We start from the raw sequence: 22,554 nt of genomic DNA, 5'->3' as shown, positions 1-22,554 counted from the left end.
TTATCGTTAACGAGCATTTTCGAGAAATAGCGAAATCGAAAATTGTGTACCATGTCATAAAAATGAGCGATTCCGCGTCTTTTCACTTTCCAAAAACATCATTAAAGCCGCTAAAAATGTTCGCATCGCCGGATGTTCTTTTCGTCGCTACTATAGGCGTCACTGTTCGCGCCGAATTTTAGTCTTAGGCTGAAAATTGTTACAGACTGCACCTGGTATGGGTTCGCTGCTGGACTTGCAGTGCCGGGCTACATACAATCGGGGAATCGTTGTTATCCGCGGAGTTTTTCGATGAATCTCATAGCCTGCGGCTAGCATCATCAACGCCCTGCGATTAGGAGAGGTCATAAAGATGTCATTTGAAGTGTTCGAGAAACTGGAAGCGAAAGTACAGCAGGCGATTGATACCATCACTCTGCTGCAGATGGAAATCGAAGAGCTGAAAGATCAAAACAATAACCTGAAGCATGAAGTCAGCCAGGCTTCAGGTAATAGCGAGTCGCTGGTACGCGAAAACCAGCAGCTGAAAGAAGAGCAGCATGTCTGGCAGGAACGTCTGCGTGCTCTGCTGGGAAAGATGGAAGAAGTCTGATATCTCAGTACTGACAGAACAAAAACGGGTGCCTCAGGGCACCCGTTTTGTTTTCTGCAGCACGCTACTCGATGTCGAGTGGGTCTTCAGACAGGATAATGCCGGTGTTATCCGCATAAAGATGGTCACCGGAGAAGAACGTTACGCCGCCGAAATTCACCCGGATATCGCTTTCACCAATGCCTTCGCCTGCGGCTCCCACCGGGATTGCAGCGATGGCCTGAATACCGATATCCAATTCTTCGAGATCATCGACCTGACGCACCGAGCCGTAAACGACGATACCTTCCCATTCGTTTTGCGCTGCCAGACGCGCCAGTGAGGCGTCAATCAACGCACGGCGTACCGAACCGCCGCCATCCACCAATAGCACACGCCCGCGGCCATTCTCTTCCAGCAGGTCCCAGAGCAGGCCGTTATCCTCGAAACATTTCACCGTGATGATCTGGCCACCAAAGGAGGTGCGGCCACCAAAGTTAGAAAATAGCGGTTCTACAACATTCACTTCTTCATGATAGATGTCGCAGAGTTCGGAAGTATCGTATTTCATAGGAGTTTCGTCTGTTTGCCACAGGAGCGCTAAGTATATCGCTTTATGGCGGCTGTTGGCAAAATCATCAATTGTCAGAAATTATGCACTGAGGTTGCCGGAGATAAATTTCGCATCACCAGTGAAACAGAAATTGATGAAAGGCGTGAAAAAAGCAGGCGGGTGAGTAGGGACGGCATGTTTGCCGTCCCGGCAATAATTACAGGATAAAGCGGCTGAGATCTTCGTCTGCAACCAGTTCATCCAGATGCTTACCAACATAGGCGGCATCAATGGTGACGGAGTCACCCGGGCGATCGCTGGCGTCATAGGAGATATCTTCCATCAGACGCTCCAGTACGGTATGCAGACGACGCGCACCGATATTTTCGGTGGACTCGTTAACCTGCCATGCCGCTTCGGCGATACGACGGATGCCATCGTCGGTGAAATCAACATTCACCCCTTCGGTACCCATCAGCGCTTTGTACTGCACGGTAACCGAGGCGTTAGGCTCAGTCAGGATGCGTTCGAAGTCATTTACCGTTAACGCCTGTAATTCAACGCGGATTGGCAGACGACCCTGCAGTTCCGGAATCAGATCGGAAGGGCTGGCAACCTGGAATGCGCCGGAGGCGATAAACAGAATGTGATCGGTTTTAACCATGCCGTGCTTGGTGGAAACGGTGCAGCCTTCAACCAGCGGCAGCAGATCACGCTGTACCCCTTCGCGGGAGACATCGGGACCGGAAGATTCGCCACGCTTACAGATTTTATCGATCTCGTCGATAAACACGATACCGTGCTGTTCCACCGCTTCGATTGCCGCTTCTTTCAGCTCTTCCGGATTGACCAGCTTCGCCGCTTCTTCTTCAACCAGCAGCTTCATCGCTTCTTTGATTTTCAGCTTACGTGGTTTCTGCTTCTGCCCACCGAGGTTCTGGAACATCGACTGTAGCTGATTGGTCATCTCTTCCATACCCGGAGGAGCCATGATCTCGACGCCCATCGGCGATGCAGCCAGATCGATTTCAATCTCTTTGTCGTCCAGCTGGCCTTCACGCAATTTCTTACGGAATGACTGACGTGCGGAAGAGGGCTCAGCAGCGGCTTCTGATTGTCCCCAGTTGTTTTTCGCTGGTGGAATCAGCACGTCAAGAATACGCTCTTCCGCCATCTCTTCGGCGCGGTAACGATTCTTGTCGATAGCCTGCATGCGTACCATTTTCAGCGCAGAATCGGTCAGGTCGCGGATAATGGAATCCACTTCTTTACCGACATAGCCGACTTCGGTGAATTTAGTCGCTTCAACTTTGATAAACGGCGCGTTAGCCAGTTTAGCCAGACGACGAGCGATTTCGGTTTTACCGACGCCGGTCGGGCCGATCATCAGAATATTTTTTGGCGTGACTTCATGACGTAACTCTTCGTCCAGTTGCATGCGGCGCCAGCGGTTGCGCAGGGCGATTGCCACGGCACGCTTGGCGCCGTCCTGGCCGATGATAAATCTGTTGAGTTCGCTGACGATTTCGCGCGGAGTCATTTCAGACATAGTTAGGATCCTTACGCTTTGGACGGTAGTTCTTCAATGGTGAGATTATGGTTGGTGTAGATACAGATATCACCTGCAATGCCCAACGCTTTTTCCACGATATCGCGTGCGCCGATATCGGTATTTTCCAGCAGCGCGCGAGCGGCAGCCTGAGCGTAAGGACCACCTGAACCGATGGCAATAAGATCGTTCTCTGGCTGAATCACGTCACCGTTACCGGTGATAATCAGCGAGGCGTTTTCATCGGCGACCGCCAGCAGGGCTTCCAGCTTGCGCAGCATACGGTCGGTACGCCAGTCTTTCGCCAGTTCCACAGCCGCTTTCACCAGATGCCCCTGATGCATTTCCAGCTTACGTTCAAAGAGTTCAAACAGGGTGAAGGCATCTGCGGTGCCGCCAGCAAATCCGGCGATGACCTTGTCGTTGTAGAGACGACGCACTTTTTTGACGTTGCCTTTCATCACGGTATTGCCGAGAGTAGCCTGGCCATCACCGCCAATCACTACCTGGCCGTTGCGTCGTACACTTACTATTGTTGTCACGGGCAGACCCCTTGTTACAGTCGGAAGATGTCCCTGCACGCGTGGTGCAGGGCATTATGCAACAAGATATGGGGCGAGTTTGACGGGTTTCAACCCCCAACCGCGAGTGGAATGCAGTTTGAGTGGCCTGAACCACGCAGGCGCTTCAGCGTACTGTCGGCGCTTGCACGATTGTTGTACGGGCCAACCACCACGCGATTCCAGCCGCCACCGGTGGTAATCCGGCTCTCAAATCCTTCGAATGCCAGTGCGGCACGAGCAGACTCAGCCTGGTCGGTGCCTTTGAAGGAACCGCACTGCACCATCCAGCTTTGTGTTTTCGGTTTCTCTTCTTTCTTCTCTTCTTTCGCCTTCGCCGTTTCCTGCGGTTTAGCCGCTTGTACCGGTGCCTGACGAACGGGTTCGCGCGTGACTGGCGCTACCGGTTGAGTTTGCTGTTGTTGCTGCTGCTGCATGCGTGACTGCTGCTGCAACTGGTTTTGCTGCGACAGGCGCTGCTGCTGTTGCTTAGCCTGTTGCTGTTGCTGCTGCTGAAGCGTTTGTTGGCGCTGAGCAGGTGTCTGCTCATTCCACGGTACTTCATTCAGCTGAGTCGGCGCCTGGCGCATATCGGCCTGCATCTGCTCCAGCAACTGGCGCTGTTCATTGGTCAGTTGCGTCTGGGAGCGTACTTCGCCGCCGGCAGATGGCTCTTTCGGTATCGGCACACCAATCTGACGATTTTCCAGCTCTTTTATATAGCGCCAGCGCTCTTCAGGTTTTGGCGGCAGGCCATTACCTGTGGCTTTATGGTCGGGAATGACCGGCACTTCCTCTTTTTTGTGATGGGCAATAAACCATAAGCCACCAACAAATGTGATCAATACCGCTGCAGCCAGAACCACCATCAGTTTGGATACACCTGATCCACTGCTGCGTTTTTTGCTGCGACTGTTACTCTTTTTGCGACGCGTCCCTGTCGAACGCCCGCGGCCTACATAATCTTTTTGTGCCACTATCGTTCCGCTAATATCAAATAAGAAAATGCACGCCGGGCAAGCGATGGTGAGCGGTGCTTAAGTCAGCACATTATCAGCCCGGCTATTAGCACGTCATGTTACTCAAGGGCTGGAAGTTTGACCAGCAGTGAGTCACCTAAGAATCTGCTGAATCTCACATTGGGATAAAACAGCCGGTTATTTATTACGCCCGGCGCGCGCGCTGCTGCCGCGAACTTTTAATTCAAAATCGAGCAGCCGCGACCCGTTACTGACCAGTTTTCCCTGTAACTGTTCCAGTAACAATAGCATCGCTTCGCGTCCAATATTAAAACGCGGCTGAGCGACGGTGGTCAGTGATGGGTCACTGTAGCGGGACAGCTCAATATCATCGAAGCCAACCAGCGAGATATCCTGCGGTACGCGCAAGCCCATGCTTTTCGCCTGCGACATGGCACCGAGCGCCATAATGTCGCTATGACAGAATAGCGCATCTGGCGGTTGTGGTAGCGCCATCAGCTGTTTAAATGCTGCTGAGCCCGCTTCAAACGTGAAATCACCACGCACAATATAGTCGGCATCGACGGCCAGGCCGTTACGGCGCAGCGCCTGAATATAGCCCTGCAGACGATAATGACAGAGTGGCATCTCTTCCGGCCCGGCAATACAGGCGATGCGACGATGGCCGAGCTGATGCAGATGACTGACCGCTTCAAAAGCGGCGGTCAGGTTATCAATATGCACCGTGGGTAACTCAAGTTCTGGCGCAAACTCATTGGCCATCACCATCGGCGGCAGATTACGCTGCTCTTCCACCCCGGTTTCAAACGGCAACTGCGAGCCAAGTAACACCATGCCGTCGATTTGTCGCGTCAGCATCAGGTTTAAAAATGATTTTTCCTGCTGATTCTGATGGGCGCAGTCACCAATCAACACCAGATAGCCTTCGGCGGCGGCAGTCACCTCCACGCCGCGAATAATCTCGCTGAAAAATGGGTCGCAAATATCCGGCACAATCACCAGGATGGTACGTGATTCACTGCGTTTAGCATTGCGCGCCAGCGCATGTGGGGAGTAGCCGACATCGATTACCGCTTGTTCAACTTTTTGCCGCGTTGCCGCTGAAACCTTTTCCGGATTCATCAGTGCGCGTGACACGGTGGCCGTTGAAACCCCTGCTCTTTCAGCCACATCTTTCATTGTAGCTGCCGTTGTCTCTGGATTGTGCTCCAACACTCTTCTCCTCACGCCAGCAAAGCTGACCTGACCAACTGGATTTTATGCGAACTATCATAGTCGTAGCGTGTCTGCGACTATTTGCGGATGACCATCACATTCTTAACAGATTGTGTTGAGATGCTGTTACTTAATTTGCATAAAAATTGTGACTTAATCGACTTTTTTCGATCCTTCTCGCAGAACCTTTACGGTTCTGGCTCTGCGATCAGCTTTCGCTGGGATCGACATCAAGCGTCCACTTGACCTTGCGCGACAGGGGCAGGGTGCTCACCAGCGGCAGGCTGGTTTTCAGCAGGCGCTGTAACAGCGCGCGTGAGGGATGCTGCAGCAGTAGCTGCCAGCGATAACGACCACTGCGTTTTGCCAGCAGAGCGGGAACCGGGCCCATGGCCCACAGCGCCTCATCTTTTAACGGACTGGCTTCAAACAGGTTACGCAGCTGTTGCAGAAATGCGGCGGCCTGCTGATTGTCGTGATCTTCGGCGCGGATCAGTACATGGCTGGTATAGGGTGGTAAAAATACGCTTTTACGCTCCTGCAGCGTCTGGCTGGCAAAGGCGTCATAGCCCTGATGCAACAGCGTTTGCAGCAGAGGATGATCCGGGTGATGAGTTTGTAATAACACTTCGCCCTGTTTACCCGCGCGACCGGCACGCCCGGCAACCTGGGTATACAGCTGGGCGAAACGCTCTGCGGAACGGAAGTCGGCAGAGAACAGCGCGCCATCGACATCAAGTAGCGAAACCAGCGTAACATCAGGAAAGTGATGGCCTTTTGCCAGCATCTGGGTGCCCACCAGAATGCGTGCGCCGCCGCGATGTACCTCATTGAGATGTTGTTCCAGCGCGCCTTTGCGGCTGGTGGTATCACGGTCAATGCGTGACAGCGGTACGCCGGGAAACAGCGCGGAGAGGTTATGTTCCAGCTGCTCGGTTCCCAGACCGACCGGCACCAGGTGGGTGGAGCCGCACTGCGGACACTGGTGAGGCACCGGGCGCTGGCTGTCGCAGTGATGACAGCGCAGCTGGCGCTGGTTCTGATGCAGCGTGTAGTAGTGATCGCAGCGCTGACATTCGGCTATCCAGCCACATTCATGGCACAACAGCGCAGGCGAAAAGCCGCGGCGATTGAGAAACAGCAGTACCTGATTATCGGCTTGCAGGTGCTGACGAATTTTTTGAATCAGCGCCGGAGATAAGCCACCCTGCAACTTGACGCCTTTTAAATCGATCAGCTGCTGCGTCGCCTGACGCGCATTACCGGCACGTTTACTCAGGCTGAGCTGGCGATATTTGCCCATCTGCACGTTATGCAAGGTTTCCAGCGCTGGCGTCGCCGAGCCCATTACAATCGGAATGTCCTCTTCGCGCGCACGAAATACCGCCAGGTCACGCGCCTGATAGCGCCATCCCTCTTGCTGTTTGTAGGAACTGTCGTGTTCTTCATCGATAACGATGACACCCAGCCGGGCAAAAGGAGTGAACAGTGCGGAGCGAGTGCCAATGACGATAGCGGTTTCGCCACTGCGCGCGCGCAGCCAGACGGCAAGACGCTCGCTGTCGTTGAGTGCCGAATGCAGTACGTCGACGGGAGCATTAAAACGCTCGCGAAAGCGGGCGATGGTCTGCGGCGTCAGGCCAATTTCCGGCACCATAATCAGCGCCTGACGGCCACTGGCCAGCACGTTTTCCAGAATGCTGAGATACACCTCGGTTTTACCCGAGCCGGTAATGCCAGCCAGTAACCAGGCGGCAAAATGGTCATCTTCGCTACGGATCGCCCCGACGGCGGTTGCCTGCTCGGTATTCAGCCGCAGGCGTTCACCTTTTACCGCATAGTTGTCGCGCCAGTCGTCCGGCGCGCGTTGATGCTCACGCAGTTCACATAAGCCTTTAGCACGCAGCGATTGCAGAGTGGCATCCGTCAAATCCTGAGCGGTGACTTCATGACGATAGATTGGGCGCTGGCGCAGCGCGGCTAATGCCTGCTGCTGCTTTGGCGCACGCTTTAAGCTCTCGCTGGCGGTTTCACGGCCCTGTTCAGTGATAAACCACTGCCAGAGCGGCGCCTCCAGTGCCGGTTTTCCCTGGCGCAGCAATACCGGGATGGCATGGAACAGCACTTCTCCTAACGGGTAATGATAATAGTCAGCCGCCCACAGCAGAATGCGCCACAGCGAAGGGGAAAACAGCGACTGCTGATCGAGTACTTCATGCACCGCTTTTAGCTGATCCAGCGGAAAGTCACTGCTTTCGCTCACGCCAACGACGATGCCGATGGCTTTACGTTTGCCAAAAGGGACGCTGACGCGTCCGCCAGTCACCACCTGCAGGTGGGCGGGCAACAGATAATCAAAATTGCGGGCAAGTGGAACCGGAAGCGCGACCTGAACAACGGGCATGAATTCATCCAGATGAAAAAAATGACGAGATAGTGTACACTGTGTGGTCTGGAATGTGCGGATTCGATTGCAGAGGGTGGTGATTTTCTGTATAGTTCGCCGCCTTTGATACCGCGTTTCAGTATCAATGACACCTAATTTTTTAATCTTCGTGTGGTGCCGGTGCAGGAAATTTCCTGGCACGGGAGAGCGACGCGGCCTTAACTGAGGTTTTCCCATGAAAAAAGGTATTCACCCAACTTACACTGAAATTACTGCTAAATGTTCTTGCGGTAACGAAATGAAAATCGGCTCAACTGTTGGCCGTGACCTGAACCTGGACGTTTGTGGCAAATGCCACCCGTTCTACACCGGTAAGCAGCGTGACGTTGCTAGCGGTGGCCGTGTTGACCGCTTCAACAAGCGTTTCAGCATTCCAGGCAGCAAAGCTTAATAAAACCGCTTACGGTTTTGTTAATAAGAAAAACCCGGCTTCGGCCGGGTTTTTTTATGGCTGGTATTCAGCAAAGTTAGCTTAAAGCGGAATTAATATTCCCAGGTATCCGGATCGACACCCATTTCACGCATAATCGCTTTTGCTGCTTCAGGGATTTCGTCGCTACGCTCTTTGCGTAAATCCACGTCATCCGGCAGCGGCTGTCCGGTAAAGGCGTGCAAAAAGGCTTCACACAGCAGCTCGCTATTCGTTGCATGACGCAAGTTGTTTACCTGACGGCGTGTACGCTCATCAGTTAAAATTTTGAGAACTTTCAGGGGGATAGAAACTGTTATTTTCTTAACCTGCTCGCTCTTCTTACCGTGCTCAGCGTAAGGGCTGATATATTCGCCGTTCCATTCAGCCATGGGTTACCTTAATAATTATCATTTAAAAGTGAAATTGTCGGAAATCAGCCAATTATGCCCGATCTTGCCGCTTCTCACTAATAAATGTCAGCGTTTTCTGCTTAACATCAAACAGTGATGCGCGTGGATTTCAGCCTGGCCAGACCCTGCATGTTACCCATTGCCGAATAACGGCAACCATTGGGAAACTGTTGGGCGTATGTCGCGTAATCTTAGCGGGTATTGACGCTTTGCTCAATCTATACGCAAAGACATTTAGATGTCCAGATGTATTGACGTCTATTGTCGTAATGCTATTCTGTACACCTTCTATTACTCTCCAGTCAGGAACAGTGAGCACCATGACGCGTAAACAGGCAACCATCGCAGTTCGCAGCGGTTTGAATGATGACGAGCAATATGGCTGCGTTGTCCCACCGATTCACCTCTCCAGCACCTATAACTTCACCGACTTCAACCAGCCGCGTGCCCATGACTATTCGCGTCGTGGTAATCCTACACGTGATGTGGTTCAGCGCGCATTAGCGGAGCTGGAAGGCGGTGCCGGCGCCGTGATGACCAACACCGGTATGTCCGCAATTCATCTGGTGTGTACTGTGTTCCTGAAGCCTGGCGATCTGCTGGTGGCCCCGCACGACTGTTACGGCGGCAGCTATCGCCTGTTTGACAGTCTGAGCAAGCGCGGTGCTTACCGGGTGAAGTTTGTCGATCAAAACGATGCGGCGGCATTGACGGCGGCACTGGCGGAAAAACCGAAGCTGGTACTGATTGAAAGCCCGAGCAATCCGCTGCTGCGGGTGGTGGATATCGCCGCAATCTGTCAAGCCGCACGTGAAGCAGGCGCGATCAGCGTGGTGGATAACACTTTCCTTAGTCCGGCATTGCAGAATCCGCTGGCACTGGGTGCTGACCTGGTGATCCACTCCTGCACCAAGTACCTGAATGGTCACTCGGATGTGGTTGCCGGCGCGGTGATTTCGAAAGATGCCGATACCGCCACTGAATTGGCGTGGTGGGCGAACAATATCGGCGTCACCGGCGCGGCATTTGACAGCTATCTGCTGTTGCGCGGTCTGCGCACCCTTGCACCACGCATGGCAGCGGCACAACGCAATGCGCTGGCAATTGTTGATTACCTGAAGCAACAACCTTTAGTGAAAAAGCTGTATCATCCTTCACTGCCGGAAAATACCGGCCATGAATACGCAGTACGACAACAACGTGGCTTTGGTGCCATGTTAAGTTTTGAGCTGAATGGTGATGAGCAGACGCTGCGTCGCTTCCTCAAAGCGCTGGAACTGTTTACCCTGGCAGAATCGCTGGGCGGCGTAGAAAGTCTGATCTCCCATACCGCGACCATGACCCATGCCGGTATGTCAGCGCAGGCGCGTGCCGAAGCGGGAATTTCAGAAACGTTGCTGCGTATTTCTGTCGGAATTGAGGATCACGAAGATTTAATAGCCGATCTGGATAATGCATTCCGGGTAGCGGCCGAGAGGTAATCATGAGTATTTCAGCAGTAGCAGGGACGCACAACGCGCGGCAATTGCATAAATTTGGCGGCAGCAGTCTGGCTGATGCCAAATGTTACCAGCGCGTGGCCGGTATTATGGCGGATTACAGTCAGCCGGGCGATCTGATGGTGGTTTCGGCCGCCGGTAGCACCACTAACCAGCTGATTAGCTGGTTGAAGTTAAGCCAAAGCGATCGCCTTTCGGCTCATCAGGTGCAACAAGCGCTGCGTCGCTATCAAAGCGAGCTGATCGGTGGCCTGCTGCCTGCTGAATACGCCGAACCGATGATTGCTGAGTTTATCCAGGATCTGGAAAAGCTGGCGGTCTTGCTGGATGGCAAAATTACCGATGCGATTTATGCCGAGGTGGTAGGGCACGGTGAAGTCTGGTCGGCACGCCTGATGGCGGCAGTGCTGAATCAACGTGATATGGCAGCCGTCTGGCTGGATGCGCGTGATTTTCTGCGCGCCGAGCGCGCGGCGCAGCCGCAGGTGGATGAAGGCAAATCCTGGCCACTGCTGCAACAGCTGATCGCCCAGCATCCGCATCAGCGCCTGGTGGTAACCGGCTTTATTTGTCGCAGTGATGCAGGGGAAACCGTGCTGTTGGGGCGTAACGGCTCGGACTACTCGGCCACACAAATTGGTGCGCTGGCGGGTGCATCGCGCGTCACCATCTGGAGTGATGTCGCCGGGGTCTACAGCGCTGACCCGCGTAAAGTGAAAGATGCCTGTTTGCTGCCGCTGCTGCGACTGGATGAAGCCAGTGAACTGGCGCGTTTAGCGGCACCGGTATTGCATACTCGTACGCTTCAGCCGGTTTCAGGTAGCGACATCGATCTGCAATTGCGTTGCAGTTATCAGCCAGAGCAGGGTTCGACCCGCATTGAGCGTGTGCTGGCTTCGGGTACCGGTGCGCGTATTGTCACCAGCCATGATGATGTTTGCCTGATTGAATTCCAGGTTCCGCCTCAGCACGATTTTAAAACACTGCACAAAGAGGTCGATCTGCTGCTGAAGCGCGCGCAGCTGCGTCCACTGGCTACCGGTGTGCATCCTGACCGTAACCTTTTGCAGTTGTGCTACACCTCCGAAGTGGTTAACAGCGCGCTGGATGTGCTGCAGGACGCCGCTTTGCCTGGCCATCTTCAGCTGCGTGACGGGCTGGCGCTGGTGGCGCTGGTGGGGGCAGGCGTCAGCCGCAACCCGCTGCACAGCCACCGTTTCTGGCAACAGATCAAAGATCAGCCGGTAGAGTTTATCTGGCAATCAGAAGACAGCATCAGCCTGGTGGCGGTGCTGCGTGTTGGACCGACCGCACATCTGGTTCAGGGTTTACATCAGTCGCTGTTCCGCGCCGAAAAACGCATTGGCTTGATGCTGTTTGGCAAAGGCAATATTGGTTCGCGCTGGTTAGAGCTGTTTGCCCGCGAGCACGAAATAATTTCTGCCCGTACCGGTTTTGAGTTTGTGCTGGCCGGGGTGGTGGACAGCCGCCGTAGCCTGCTGAGCTATGATGGACTGGATGCCAGCCGTGCGCTGGCGTTTTTTGAAGATGAAGCGGTTGCACAGGATGAAGAGTCGCTGTTCCTGTGGATGCGCGCGCACCCGTTCGACGACTTAGTGGTGCTGGATGTGACGGCCAGTGCACCGCTGGCCGATCAGTATCTCGACTTCGCCAGCCACGGTTTTCACGTGATCAGTGCCAATAAGGTGGCCGGTGCTGCCTGTAGCAATACCTGGCGTCAGATTCGCGATGCTTTTGCCAAAACCGGTCGCCACTGGCTGTATAACGCCACGGTAGGCGCGGGTTTACCGGTTAACCATACGGTGCGCGATCTGCGCGAAAGCGGCGACAGTATTCTGGCTATCAGTGGAATTTTCTCCGGCACGCTGTCGTGGCTGTTCCTGCAGTTTGATGGCACGGTGCCGTTTACCGAGCTGGTGGATCAGGCGTGGCAGCAGGGCTTAACGGAGCCGGATCCGCGTGTTGACCTTTCGGGTCAGGACGTGATGCGCAAGCTGGTTATCCTGGCGCGTGAAGCGGGCTATGATATTGAGCCGGATCAGGTGCGGGTCGAGTCGCTGGTGCCAGCCGGTTGTGAAAATGATTCGGTCGATCACTTCTTCGAAAATGGTGATGCGCTGAATGACCAGATGTCACAGCGTCTGGAAGCTGCGCAGGAGCTGGGGCTGGTGTTGCGCTATGTGGCCCGTTTTGATGCCAATGGTAAGGCACGCGTTGGTGTGGAAGCAGTACGACCGGAGCATCCTCTGGCCTCATTGCTGCCGTGCGATAACGTCTTTGCCATTGAAAGCCGCTGGTATCGTGATAATCCACTGGTGATCCGCGGTCCGGGTGCCGGGCGTGATGTCACTGCCGGGGCAATTCAGTCAGATATCAATCGTCTGGCGCAGCTGCTGTAGTTCTTTTTACTCTTCTTTCAGTGGCCGGTTATCCCGGCCATTTTCATCTAATCTCCGCCATCCTGAATCTCTTTCACCTTGATTGAGGATTTGTCACGCCTGTTGATCATTTTTATGTTGACGATTTCATCGCGATAGTTCAATTTAAGTGTCTGGACGTCTAAACGTATGGATGTTCAACTTACGCAGTAATAATCATAAGAAGCGATGGATGAGGTAACCGGATATGAGTTTTTTCCACGCCAATCAGCGCGAAGCGCTGAATCAAAGTCTGGCAGAGCTGAACGGGCAAATTAATGTCTCTTTTGAATTTTTTCCGCCACGCACCAGTGAAATGGAACAAACTCTCTGGAGCTCGATCGATCGTTTAAGCAGTCTGAAACCGAAATTTGTTTCGGTCACATACGGGGCTAACTCTGGCGAGCGGGACCGTACGCACAGCATCATTAAAGGCATTAAAGATCGCACCGGTCTGGAAGCGGCACCGCATCTGACCTGTATCGACGCATCTCGTGATGAGCTGCGCACTATCGCCCAGGATTACTGGAATAACGGTATTCGTCATATTGTGGCACTGCGCGGCGATTTACCGCCGGGCGGCGGCAAGCCGGAGATGTACGGCGCCGATTTAGTGGCATTGCTGCGTGAAGTGGGTGACTTTGATATTTCAGTAGCAGCTTATCCGGAAGTGCATCCGGAAGCGAAAAGCGCGCAGGCCGACCTGATTAACCTGAAGCGTAAAATTGATGCCGGGGCTAATCGCGCCATCACTCAGTTTTTCTTTGATGTTGAGAGCTATCTGCGCTTTCGCGATCGCTGCGTTTCGACCGGCATTGACGTTGAAATCGTGCCGGGCATTCTGCCAGTGTCTAACTTTAAGCAGCTACAGCGTTTTGCCACCATGACTAACGTACGTGTTCCGGGCTGGATGACGGCGATGTTTGCGGGGCTGGATGATGACCCTGAGACGCGCAAAATGGTCGGTGCCAATGTGGCGATGGATATGGTGAAGATTCTCAGCCGTGAAGGGGTGAAAGATTTCCACTTCTATACGCTGAACCGTGCTGAGTTGAGCTACGCGATTTGCCATACGCTGGGCGTGCGTCCGGGATTGGCCGCGGTATAAAGATTAAGGGCGGCATAGAGCCGCCCTTGGATTTTAAGGCCTGTCAGCCAGTGTTACGCATCCCGGCTGCGACACCGGCGATAGTTACCATCAGCGCCTGCTCGACGCGGGCATCAGGTTCACTACCTTGTTCTTCCTGCTGACGCGAACGATGCAACAGCTCGGCCTGCAGTACGTTCAGTGGGTCGGTGTAGACATTACGCAGCGCGATAGATTCCGCAATCCACGGCTGATCCTCCATCAAATGTGAGTCATTGGCGATGGTCAGTACCGCTTTAATATCAGACTCCAACTGGTCGCGCAGCTGTTTGCCCAGCGGCCACAATGATTTATCCACCAGACGCTGATCGTAATATTCTGCCAGCCACAGATCAGCTTTAGAGAACACCATTTCCAGCATCCCCAGACGAGTTGAGAAGAATGGCCAGTCACGGCACATGGCTTCCAACTGATCCTGATGACCTTCTTCCATCGCTTTATGCAGCGCCGCACCGGCACCCAGCCAGGCAGGCAGCATCAGACGGTTTTGTGTCCAGGCGAAGATCCAGGGAATGGCACGCAGTGACTCTACGCCACCGGTTGGGCGGCGCTTCGCCGGACGTGAGCCGAGTGGCAATTTGCCCAGTTCCAGTTCCGGCGTTGCCGAGCGGAAGTAAGGAACGAAGTCCTCATTTTCACGCACATAACCTCGGTACATTTCGCAGGAGACTGCCGACAGCTGATCCATAATGCTGCACCACTCATTTTTCGGTTCCGGCGGTGGCAGCAGGTTAGCCTCCAGAATCGCACCGGTATACAGCGAAAGGCTGGAGATGGTGACTTCCGGCAAGCCATACTTAAAGCGGATCATCTCACCCTGTTCGGTCACGCGCAGGCCGCCTTTCAGGCTACCCGGCGGTTGTGACAGCAGTGCCGCATGGGCCGGTGCGCCGCCGCGGCCAATGGTGCCGCCACGTCCGTGGAACAGCGTCAGCGCGATACCAGCCTTCTCACAGGTTTTGATCAGCGCATCCTGAGCCTGATACTGCGCCCATGATGCCGCCATTACACCGGCGTCTTTCGCTGAATCAGAATAGCCAATCATCACCATCTGTTTGCCCTGAATAAAGCCGCGATACCAGTCAATGTTTAACAGCTGGCTCATGACGTCATTGGCATTATTCAAATCATCAAGGGTTTCAAACAGCGGGGCGACCGGCATCGCATAGGTGATACCGGCTTCTTTCAACAGTAAGTGAACCGCCAGAACATCTGAGGGCGTCTTCGCCATCGAGATGACGTAAGCGGCGATAGAGCCTTTCGGTGCTTCTGCCGCGACGCGACAGGTATCCAATACTTCACGGGTATCGGCGCTCGGTTCCCACTGGCGCGGTAACAGTGGACGTTTCGAATTCAGTTCACGCACCAGGAAAGCCTGCTTATCGGCTTCAGACCAGCTTTCATAATCGCCGAGACCCAGATAGCGCGTCACTTCGGCAATCGCTTCGGTATGGCGGGTGCTTTCCTGACGGATATCAATACGCACCAGCGGCACACCAAAGCATTTCACCCGGCGCATCGTATCCAGCAGCTGTCCGTTGGCGATGATGCCCATGCCACAGGCTTGCAGTGACTGATAGCAAGCGTAGAGCGGGTCCCACAGCTGTTCGTTAGAGATCAGCAGATCAGCAGGACGCGGCGGACGTTCGCCTTTCAGGCGGCGTTCGAGGTAAGCCTGGGTATTCGTCAGCTGGCTGCGCAGGTTTTTCATGATCTCGCGATACGGTTCGAGCGCTTCCGGATTACCGCAAAGTTGACGTACTTCATCATTACATTCAGACATCGACAGTTCGGAAACCAGCACGGCAATATCACGCAGGAACAGGTCGGTGGCTTTCCAGCGGCTGAGTTGCAGCACGTGGCGGGTAATGTCGGAGGTCACATTCGGGTTACCGTCGCGGTCGCCGCCCATCCAGGAGGTGAACTGCACCGGCACAAAGTCGACCGGCAGCTTGTAGCCAAACGATGCTTCAACCTGTTCATTCAGTTCTCGCAGGAAGCTTGGTACGCCTTCCCACAGGCTGTTTTCCACCACCGCAAAGCCCCATTTGGCTTCATCAACCGGTGATGGGCGATATTTACGGATTTCATCGGTGTGCCAGGCCTGGGCAACCAGCTGACGCAGGCGGCGCATAATCTGGCCGCGATCGTAATCAGAGAGATCGTTATGGTCGAGCTGCTTCAGGCAGGTATTCACCTCGACCAGTTTATGAATCAGAGTACGGCGGGTGATTTCAGTCGGGTGTGCAGTCAGCACCAGCTCCAGTGACAGCGACTCGATCGCTTCACGGATTGCGCTTTCGGTCAGATTGGGCTGTTGTTTCAGGTGCTCAAAGGATCTGGACAGCATCTCGGGATGATTAGCGCCTTCACCTTTCGGGGAAATAGTGTGGTATTGCTCGGCGGTATTGGTCAGATTCAGAAACTGACTGAACGCGCGGGCGACCGGCAGCAGTTCATCATTCGACAGATTTTGCAGCGTATTGAGCAATTCCTGACGGTGAGCGTCATTTCCCGCACGGGATGACTTGGAGAGTTTACGGATGGTTTCCACCCGGTCGAGGATGTTCTCTCCCAAAGCATCCTTGATGGTATCCCCGAGCAGTTTGCCGAGCATACTGACATTACTTCGCATTGCGGAATATTGTTCGTTCATATGACCCCTGACACCCTTATATTTTTTGTAACTTTATTTCACCCAGACGGGCATAACTTCGTCTTTTATCTAGCCATGTAACTATCCATTCGTCAATTGACTTAATTGAGCAGCATCCTGATGCTAAATGACGGTAATTTATGAAATTTAATTACATCAAAGCGAGATAAGTTATTCTTATCACTAAACACGGGATAAATCTGGGGCAAGTGGCTGGTTTTACAGATATTTACCCCATTGTCGCTTAGTGATGGCAAAAGTGATGCACCACCTGAGCGATTAGCTCACGAGTGGGCTTAATAAATGCCGTATCGATAAATTCATCGGGCTGATGCGCCTGATTAATTGAGCCTGGACCCAGAACCAGCGTTGGGCAAATCTGTTGAATAAACGGCGCTTCGGTACAGTAGTTAACCACTTCGGTGGGCGTCCCTAACAGTTTCTCGACTACCTGCACCAGTTGATGATCGGGCGGACATTCATAGCCCGGAATCGGCGGATGCAACTCACCTACTGTCAGGCGACCCGGCCAGCGCTCACTTACCGGTGCCAGCGCTTCGTTTAACAAGCCATCAAGATCGCTCAGCGTCAGGCCAGGCAACGGACGAATATCCATATGCAGCTCGCAGCAGGCGCAGATACGGTTTGCCGCATCACCACCATTAATATGGCCGAAATTCATCGTCGGATAGGGAATCGCAAACCCATCGTGATGGTAGCGCTCTTTCAGCGTGTTACGCAGATTCATCAAATGGCCAATCGCATCGTGCATCAGTTCAATCGCATTGACGCCACGACCTGGATCGCTGGAGTGGCCTGATTGCCCCTCAATGCGAATAGCGTGTGACAGGTGGCCTTTGTGCGCGCGCACCGGCTTCAGTGACGTCGGCTCACCAATAATCGCGCAGTCCGGGCGCAGCGTGGTGGATTCCGAGAAATAGCGCGCGCCAGCCATGGTGGTTTCTTCATCGGCAGTCGCGAGGATATACAGCGGTTTTGTTAACGTTGAGACATCGACATCACGCAACGCATCAAGAATAAACGCAAAGAAACCTTTCATGTCGGCGGTGCCGAGGCCGTACAGCTTATTGTCGTGTTCGGTCAGGGTGAAAGGATCGCGCGTCCAGCGGCCGTCGTCATACGGCACGGTATCGCTGTGACCGGCTAACAGTAGGCCGCCAGCACCGAGACCGCTCTTCGCCAGCATATTGAATTTATGGCGAGTACCGGGTACCGGCTGAACCTCCACGCTGAAGCCAAGGTCGCGAAACCAACCGGCCAGCAAATTGATTAAAGTTTCATTACTCTGATCGAGCGCGCTGTCGGTAGCACTGATTGATGGTATCGCGATCAACTGGCGGTATAGTTCAATAAAAGGGGGTAATTTTGTCTTCACTGTTGACAGTCCTTGGGTTAGGATAGTATCAATATTCATGCATTAATAGTGAATAAAAATACATTAACGTCAGGCTTAAGGGAACGGTTAAATGTGCCCTGAACAAATAAACGCCTGGCATCGTGGGTCAGAAGCCTAAACGGCTGCAACCCGGAATTTGGTGACTGTAAAAAGGTATACAGCCTGATGTTGAATACGCTGATTGTTGGTGCCAGCGGTTATGCTGGTGTAGAGCTTGCGACCTATCTGAATCGCCATCCGCATATGAACATAACCGCTTTAGCGGTTTCAGCGCAAAGCCCGGATGCAGGAAAATTACTCTCCGAGCTTCATCCGCAGCTGAAAGGCATCGTTGATATGCCTTTACAGCCGCTGAGTGATGCTGCCGAGTATGCTGGCAAGGTTGATGTGGTATTCCTCGCCACCGCCCACGAGGTCAGCCACGACCTGGCGCCTGAATTCCTGAAAGCCGGCTGTGTGGTGTTCGATCTCTCTGGCGCTTTCCGCGTAAACGATGAGAACTTCTACACCCAATACTACGGTTTTACCCATCAGCATCAGCAGTGGCTGGATAAAGCTGTTTATGGCCTGGCCGAGTGGCAGCACGACAGAATTAAAGAAGCGCAGCTGATTGCGGTGCCGGGATGCTATCCGACCGCGGCTCAGCTGGCGCTGAAGCCGTTGATCGAAGCCGATCTGCTGAATCGCGATCAGTGGCCGGTGATCAACGCCACCAGTGGCGTCAGCGGTGCCGGTCGTAAGGCCAGTATTAACACCAGTTTCTGCGAAGTGAGCCTGCAACCCTACAACCTGTTTGCTCATCGCCATCAGCCGGAAATCGCTGAACATCTGGGGATGCCGGTAATTTTTAACCCGCATCTGGGCAATTTCCCGCGCGGTATTCTGGAAACTATTACCTGTCGCCTGAAAGCCGGCATCAGCCGTGAAGATGTGGCGGAAGCGTTGCACAACGCCTATCACGACAAACCACTGGTGCGTCTGCATGACAAGAGCCTGCCAGCGCTAAAATCTGTGATTGGTCTGCCGTTCTGCGATATTGGTTTTGCCGTACAGGGCGAGCATGTGATCCTCGTTGCGGCGGAAGATAACCTGCTGAAAGGCGCGTCTTCGCAGGCGGTGCAGTGTCTGAATATCCGTTTCGGTTTCCCTGAAACGCTGTCACTTATTTAACTGACGAGTTTGAGAACATTATGACCAATCCACTCATTATCAAACTGGGCGGTGTGTTACTGGACAGTGAAGAGGCGCTGGCGCGACTGTTTGACGCGCTGGTGACTTATCGTGAATCTCACCAGCGTCCGCTGTTAATCGTGCATGGCGGTGGCTGTCTGGTGGATGAACTGATGAAGAAACTGGCGCTGCCGGTTCAGAAGAAAAATGGCCTGCGGGTGACGCCTGCCGATCAGATCGACATCATCACCGGTGCGCTGGCAGGAACCGCCAACAAAACGCTGCTGGCGTGGGCGAAGAAATATGCTATCAATGCTGTTGGCCTGTGTCTCGGTGACGGCAATAGCGTTAACGTGACGCAACTTGATGAATCACTGGGGCATGTTGGTAATGCGACGCCAGGTTCCCCGGTGTTAATTAATACCCTGCTGGCGGCTAATTTCTTGCCGGTAGTGAGCTCAATTGGCATTACTGATGCTGGCGAACTGATGAACGTCAATGCTGACCAGGCGGCGACGGCGCTGGCTGCCACGCTCGGTGCTGACCTGATTCTGCTCTCTGACGTCAGCGGTATTCTGGATGGCAAAGGTCAGCGCATCGAAGAGATGACCGCCGCGAAAGCCGAGCAGCTGATTGCGCAGGGCATTATTACCGATGGCATGATTGTTAAAGTTAACGCCGCTCTCGATGCTGCCCGTACGCTGGGACGTCCGGTCGATATCGCCAGCTGGCGTAACGCTGAACAGTTGCCAACTTTATTTAACGGTGTGTCCATTGGCACCCGGATTCTCGCATAACGAAACGTTTTTATATTCAAGGATTAAAAGATGCAAAACCAAGGCATTAAGAAAATCGTTCTGGCTTACTCCGGCGGTCTGGATACCTCAGCAATCATTCCATGGCTGAAAGAGAATTACGGCGACTGCGAAGTGGTCGCATTTGTTGCCGATATCGGTCAGGAGCGTGGCGATCTGGAAGGCGTTGAGCAAAAAGCGCTGCAGTCGGGCGCATCCGAGTGCCATGTAGTCGATCTGCGTGAAGAGTTTATCCGCGATTACGTCTATCCGGTGCTGCAAACCGGTGCGCTGTACGAAGGCACTTATTTGCTGGGTACTTCAATGGCGCGTCCAATCATTGCTAAAGCCCAGGTTGAGCTGGCACTGAAAGTGGGTGCTGATGCACTGTGCCACGGCGCGACCGGCAAAGGTAACGACCAGGTGCGTTTTGAAACCACCTACACCGCGCTGGCACCCCAGCTGAAAGTTGTGGCTCCATGGCGTGAGTGGAACCTGCGTTCCCGTGAAGCCCTGCTGGATTACCTGAAAGAGCGTAACATCCCGACCACCGCGTCACTGGAAAAAATCTATAGCCGTGATGAAAACGCCTGGCACATCTCGACCGAGGGTGGCGTGCTGGAAAGCCCGTGGAATGCACCAAACAAAGATTGCTGGGTCTGGACCGTTGATCCGCTGGAAGCACCGGATCAGCCTGAGCAGGTCACCATCAAAGTCGAAAAAGGCTGTGTAGTGGCGGTAAACGGCGAAGCACTTAGCCCGTTCCAGTGCCTGGAAAAACTGAATGTGATCGGTGCCAAACACGGCGTGGGTCGTATTGATATCGTGGAAAACCGTCTGGTGGGTATCAAATCCCGCGGTTGCTACGAAACGCCTGGCGGCACCATTATGGTCAACGCCCTGCGCGCGGTTGAGCAGCTGGTTCTGGATCGCGACAGCTTCAAATGGCGTGAGCAGCTGGGCCTGGAAATGTCTTACGTAGTATACGATGGCCGCTGGTTCGCGCCACTGCGTAAATCCCTGCAGGCTTCCGCTGAAGCACTGGCTGAAGAAGTGAACGGTGAAGTGGTTCTGCAACTGTACAAAGGCCAGGTGACTGCGATTCAGAAAAAATCGCCGAACAGCCTGTACTCTGAAGAGTTTGCGACTTTTGGCGAAGACGAAGTATATGACCACCGTCACGCGGGCGGCTTTATCCGTCTGTTCTCGCTCTCTTCACGCATCCGTGCACTGAACGAAAAGAAATAATTCGAACTCTGTAGTGGGCGGCGTTTTCGCCGCCCGTCTTAATGGCAATACCTATTCATTTTTATCAAACGGAGCAATAACATGGCACTTTGGGGTGGACGGTTTACTCAGGCAGCAGATCAACGTTTCAAGCTTTTCAACGACTCGCTGCGCTTCGACTATCGTCTGGCAGAACAGGATATTGTCGGTTCCGTCGCCTGGTCCAAAGCGCTGGTAACGGTTAACGTGCTGACCGAGGACGAACAGCAGCAGTTAGAACAGGCATTAACCGTGTTGCTGGAAGAAGTGCGTGCGAATCCGCAGCAGATTCTCGAAAGCGATGCAGAAGATATTCACAGCTGGGTGGAAGGGCGTTTAATCGATAAAGTCGGCGCGCTGGGTAAGAAACTCCACACTGGCCGTAGCCGTAACGATCAGGTCGCTACCGACCTGAAGCTCTGGTGTAAAACCGAGGTCAGCGAATTGCTGAGCGCCACGCGTCAGCTGCAGCAGGCGCTGGTCGCCACTGCCGAAGCTAATCAGGATGCCGTGATGCCTGGTTATACCCATCTGCAACGCGCGCAGCCGGTTACCTTTGCTCACTGGTGTCTGGCGTATGTTGAGATGCTGGCGCGTGATGAGAGCCGCCTGCAGGACACCCTGAAGCGCCTTGACGTCAGCCCACTGGGCTGTGGTGCGTTGGCCGGTACCGCCTATGAAATCGATCGTGAGCAGCTGGCGGGCTGGTTAGGCTTTGCGTCGGCAACCCGTAACAGTCTGGATACCGTTTCCGACCGCGACCACGTGTTAGAGCTTCTCTCCAATGCCTCAATCGGCATGGTGCACCTGTCGCGTTTCGCTGAAGATCTGATTTTCTTCAATACCGGTGAGGCCGGCTTTGTTGAGCTGTCCGACCGTGTGACGTCCGGCTCCTCGCTGATGCCACAGAAGAAGAATCCGGATGCGCTGGAGCTGATTCGCGGTAAATGTGGCCGCGTACAGGGCGCACTGACCGGCATGATGATGACGCTGAAAGGTCTGCCGCTGGCTTATAACAAAGATATGCAGGAAGACAAAGAAGGGCTGTTTGATGCGCTCGATACCTGGTCCGACTGTCTGCATATGGCGGCGCTGGTGCTGGATGGCATTCAGGTGAAGCGTCCACGTTGCCAGGAAGCGGCGGAGCAGGGTTATGCTAATGCGACTGAACTGGCGGATTATCTGGTTGGTAAAGGCGTGCCATTCCGTGAAGCGCACCATATTGTCGGTGAAGCGGTAGTGGAAGCGATTCAACAGGGTGTGGCGCTGGAAGCACTGAAACTGGCTGATTTGCAGAAATTCAGCAGCGTGATTGGCGATGATGTCTATCCGTACCTTGCGCTGCAATCCTGCCTCGATCAGCGTAATGCCAAAGGTGGCGTCTCTCCGCATCAGGTTGCCCTGGCGATTACTGAAGCGAAACAACGTTTAGGCTAAGCGCATAACAGAAGGGAGCCGTAAAAGGCTCCCT

General features: G+C 53.9%; 18 protein-coding genes. 9 read left to right on the top strand and 9 right to left on the bottom strand.

The features are described 5' to 3' along the window. Positions 1 to 352 precede the first annotated feature (352 nt). Positions 353 to 592, top strand: coding sequence for a cell division protein ZapB (gene zapB, locus RIN69_RS21660; protein WP_313854494.1), 240 nt, complete (start codon positions 353 to 355; stop codon positions 590 to 592). A 64-nt stretch (positions 593 to 656) separates the two neighbouring features. Here the strand turns inward: zapB and rraA are convergent, their stop codons facing one another. From rraA to priA, 6 genes are all read right to left on the bottom strand, one after another. After that, complete coding sequence (gene rraA, locus RIN69_RS21655) at positions 657 to 1,142, bottom strand: ribonuclease E activity regulator RraA (protein WP_313854493.1); 486 nt, start codon at positions 1,140 to 1,142, stop codon at positions 657 to 659. Positions 1,143 to 1,341: 199 nt separating this feature from the next. Then, positions 1,342 to 2,673 (bottom strand): HslU--HslV peptidase ATPase subunit, encoded by a 1,332-nt coding sequence (gene hslU, locus RIN69_RS21650; RefSeq protein ID WP_313854492.1) that lies wholly within the window; start codon positions 2,671 to 2,673, stop codon positions 1,342 to 1,344. An 11-nt stretch (positions 2,674 to 2,684) separates the two neighbouring features. After that, positions 2,685 to 3,215 carry an ATP-dependent protease subunit HslV gene (gene hslV, locus RIN69_RS21645; protein WP_004154863.1) on the bottom strand — a complete coding sequence of 177 codons (531 nt, stop codon included), beginning with the start codon at positions 3,213 to 3,215 and terminating at the stop codon, positions 2,685 to 2,687. 89 nt (positions 3,216 to 3,304) lie between these two features. Further along, positions 3,305 to 4,210 carry a cell division protein FtsN gene (ftsN, locus tag RIN69_RS21640; RefSeq protein WP_313854490.1) on the bottom strand — a complete coding sequence of 302 codons (906 nt, stop codon included), beginning with the start codon at positions 4,208 to 4,210 and terminating at the stop codon, positions 3,305 to 3,307. 180 nt (positions 4,211 to 4,390) lie between these two features. Continuing rightward, positions 4,391 to 5,392 (bottom strand): DNA-binding transcriptional regulator CytR, encoded by a 1,002-nt coding sequence (cytR, locus tag RIN69_RS21635; protein ID WP_390902469.1) that lies wholly within the window; start codon positions 5,390 to 5,392, stop codon positions 4,391 to 4,393. A 244-nt stretch (positions 5,393 to 5,636) separates the two neighbouring features. Further along, the gene (priA, locus tag RIN69_RS21630; protein ID WP_313854488.1) at positions 5,637 to 7,832 is read right to left on the bottom strand and encodes a primosomal protein N'; all 2,196 of its coding nucleotides are present in this window, start codon (positions 7,830 to 7,832) and stop codon (positions 5,637 to 5,639) included. Between the two features lie 217 nt (positions 7,833 to 8,049). On the opposite strand from priA, the gene rpmE reads away from it, so the two are divergent. After that, positions 8,050 to 8,265: a 50S ribosomal protein L31 gene (gene rpmE / locus RIN69_RS21625; RefSeq protein WP_313854487.1), complete on the top strand. Its 216-nt coding sequence runs from the start codon at positions 8,050 to 8,052 to the stop codon at positions 8,263 to 8,265. 92 nt (positions 8,266 to 8,357) lie between these two features. Here rpmE and metJ read toward each other — a convergent pair whose 3' ends face one another. Beyond that, on the bottom strand, positions 8,358 to 8,675 hold the full coding sequence (gene metJ, locus RIN69_RS21620; RefSeq protein ID WP_125290568.1) for a met regulon transcriptional regulator MetJ: 318 nt from the start codon (positions 8,673 to 8,675) through the stop codon (positions 8,358 to 8,360). A gap of 341 nt (positions 8,676 to 9,016) precedes the next feature. Between metJ and metB the strand changes: the two genes are divergently transcribed. The 3 genes from metB to metF all read left to right on the top strand — a co-directional run bounded on the left by metB (position 9,017) and on the right by metF (position 13,741). Next, positions 9,017 to 10,177: a cystathionine gamma-synthase gene (gene metB / locus RIN69_RS21615; RefSeq protein WP_313854485.1), complete on the top strand. Its 1,161-nt coding sequence runs from the start codon at positions 9,017 to 9,019 to the stop codon at positions 10,175 to 10,177. A gap of 2 nt (positions 10,178 to 10,179) precedes the next feature. Further along, positions 10,180 to 12,615 (top strand): bifunctional aspartate kinase/homoserine dehydrogenase II, encoded by a 2,436-nt coding sequence (locus tag RIN69_RS21610; protein ID WP_313854484.1) that lies wholly within the window; start codon positions 10,180 to 10,182, stop codon positions 12,613 to 12,615. A gap of 226 nt (positions 12,616 to 12,841) precedes the next feature. Next, entirely contained in the window at positions 12,842 to 13,741 is a 900-nt protein-coding gene (gene metF / locus RIN69_RS21605; RefSeq protein ID WP_313854482.1) for a methylenetetrahydrofolate reductase, read from the top strand. A gap of 43 nt (positions 13,742 to 13,784) precedes the next feature. Here metF and ppc read toward each other — a convergent pair whose 3' ends face one another. After that, positions 13,785 to 16,436, bottom strand: coding sequence for a phosphoenolpyruvate carboxylase (gene ppc / locus RIN69_RS21600; RefSeq protein WP_313854481.1), 2,652 nt, complete (start codon positions 16,434 to 16,436; stop codon positions 13,785 to 13,787). A gap of 244 nt (positions 16,437 to 16,680) precedes the next feature. Then, the gene (gene argE / locus RIN69_RS21595) at positions 16,681 to 17,832 is read right to left on the bottom strand and encodes an acetylornithine deacetylase (protein WP_313854479.1); all 1,152 of its coding nucleotides are present in this window, start codon (positions 17,830 to 17,832) and stop codon (positions 16,681 to 16,683) included. Between the two features lie 186 nt (positions 17,833 to 18,018). Between argE and argC the strand changes: the two genes are divergently transcribed. The 4 genes from argC (at position 18,019) to argH (ending at position 22,520) form a co-directional block, all read left to right on the top strand. After that, positions 18,019 to 19,023 carry an N-acetyl-gamma-glutamyl-phosphate reductase gene (gene argC / locus RIN69_RS21590; RefSeq protein ID WP_313854478.1) on the top strand — a complete coding sequence of 335 codons (1,005 nt, stop codon included), beginning with the start codon at positions 18,019 to 18,021 and terminating at the stop codon, positions 19,021 to 19,023. Between the two features lie 20 nt (positions 19,024 to 19,043). Further along, complete coding sequence (gene argB / locus RIN69_RS21585; protein ID WP_313854477.1) at positions 19,044 to 19,820, top strand: acetylglutamate kinase; 777 nt, start codon at positions 19,044 to 19,046, stop codon at positions 19,818 to 19,820. 30 nt (positions 19,821 to 19,850) lie between these two features. Beyond that, positions 19,851 to 21,065 carry an argininosuccinate synthase gene (locus RIN69_RS21580; RefSeq protein WP_052901678.1) on the top strand — a complete coding sequence of 405 codons (1,215 nt, stop codon included), beginning with the start codon at positions 19,851 to 19,853 and terminating at the stop codon, positions 21,063 to 21,065. An 81-nt stretch (positions 21,066 to 21,146) separates the two neighbouring features. Next, positions 21,147 to 22,520 (top strand): argininosuccinate lyase, encoded by a 1,374-nt coding sequence (gene argH / locus RIN69_RS21575; protein ID WP_313854474.1) that lies wholly within the window; start codon positions 21,147 to 21,149, stop codon positions 22,518 to 22,520. Positions 22,521 to 22,554 lie beyond the last annotated feature (34 nt).

It is taken from the genome of Winslowiella toletana (assembly GCF_032164335.1).
GTDB classification, from domain to species: Bacteria; Pseudomonadota; Gammaproteobacteria; order Enterobacterales; family Enterobacteriaceae; genus Erwinia; species Erwinia toletana_A.
The sequence above is the reverse complement of the archived record's forward strand: the minus strand, read 5'-3'. Positions and strand labels throughout refer to the sequence as shown.

Excerpts from the sequence above, each read along its gene's own strand:
- zapB (WP_313854494.1), top strand. The coding sequence starts at position 353 with ATGTCATTTGAAGTGTTCGAGAAACTGGAAGCGAAAGTACAGCAGGCG.
- rraA (WP_313854493.1), bottom strand. The coding sequence starts at position 1,142 with ATGAAATACGATACTTCCGAACTCTGCGACATCTATCATGAAGAAGTG.
- hslU (WP_313854492.1), bottom strand. The coding sequence starts at position 2,673 with ATGTCTGAAATGACTCCGCGCGAAATCGTCAGCGAACTCAACAGATTT.
- cytR (WP_390902469.1), bottom strand. The coding sequence starts at position 5,392 with ATGAAAGATGTGGCTGAAAGAGCAGGGGTTTCAACGGCCACCGTGTCA.
- priA (WP_313854488.1), bottom strand. The coding sequence starts at position 7,832 with ATGCCCGTTGTTCAGGTCGCGCTTCCGGTTCCACTTGCCCGCAATTTT.
- rpmE (WP_313854487.1), top strand. The coding sequence starts at position 8,050 with ATGAAAAAAGGTATTCACCCAACTTACACTGAAATTACTGCTAAATGT.
- metJ (WP_125290568.1), bottom strand. The coding sequence starts at position 8,675 with ATGGCTGAATGGAACGGCGAATATATCAGCCCTTACGCTGAGCACGGT.
- metB (WP_313854485.1), top strand. The coding sequence starts at position 9,017 with ATGACGCGTAAACAGGCAACCATCGCAGTTCGCAGCGGTTTGAATGAT.
- RIN69_RS21610 (WP_313854484.1), top strand. The coding sequence starts at position 10,180 with ATGAGTATTTCAGCAGTAGCAGGGACGCACAACGCGCGGCAATTGCAT.
- metF (WP_313854482.1), top strand. The coding sequence starts at position 12,842 with ATGAGTTTTTTCCACGCCAATCAGCGCGAAGCGCTGAATCAAAGTCTG.
- ppc (WP_313854481.1), bottom strand. The coding sequence starts at position 16,436 with ATGAACGAACAATATTCCGCAATGCGAAGTAATGTCAGTATGCTCGGC.
- argC (WP_313854478.1), top strand. The coding sequence starts at position 18,019 with ATGTTGAATACGCTGATTGTTGGTGCCAGCGGTTATGCTGGTGTAGAG.
- argB (WP_313854477.1), top strand. The coding sequence starts at position 19,044 with ATGACCAATCCACTCATTATCAAACTGGGCGGTGTGTTACTGGACAGT.
- RIN69_RS21580 (WP_052901678.1), top strand. The coding sequence starts at position 19,851 with ATGCAAAACCAAGGCATTAAGAAAATCGTTCTGGCTTACTCCGGCGGT.
- argH (WP_313854474.1), top strand. The coding sequence starts at position 21,147 with ATGGCACTTTGGGGTGGACGGTTTACTCAGGCAGCAGATCAACGTTTC.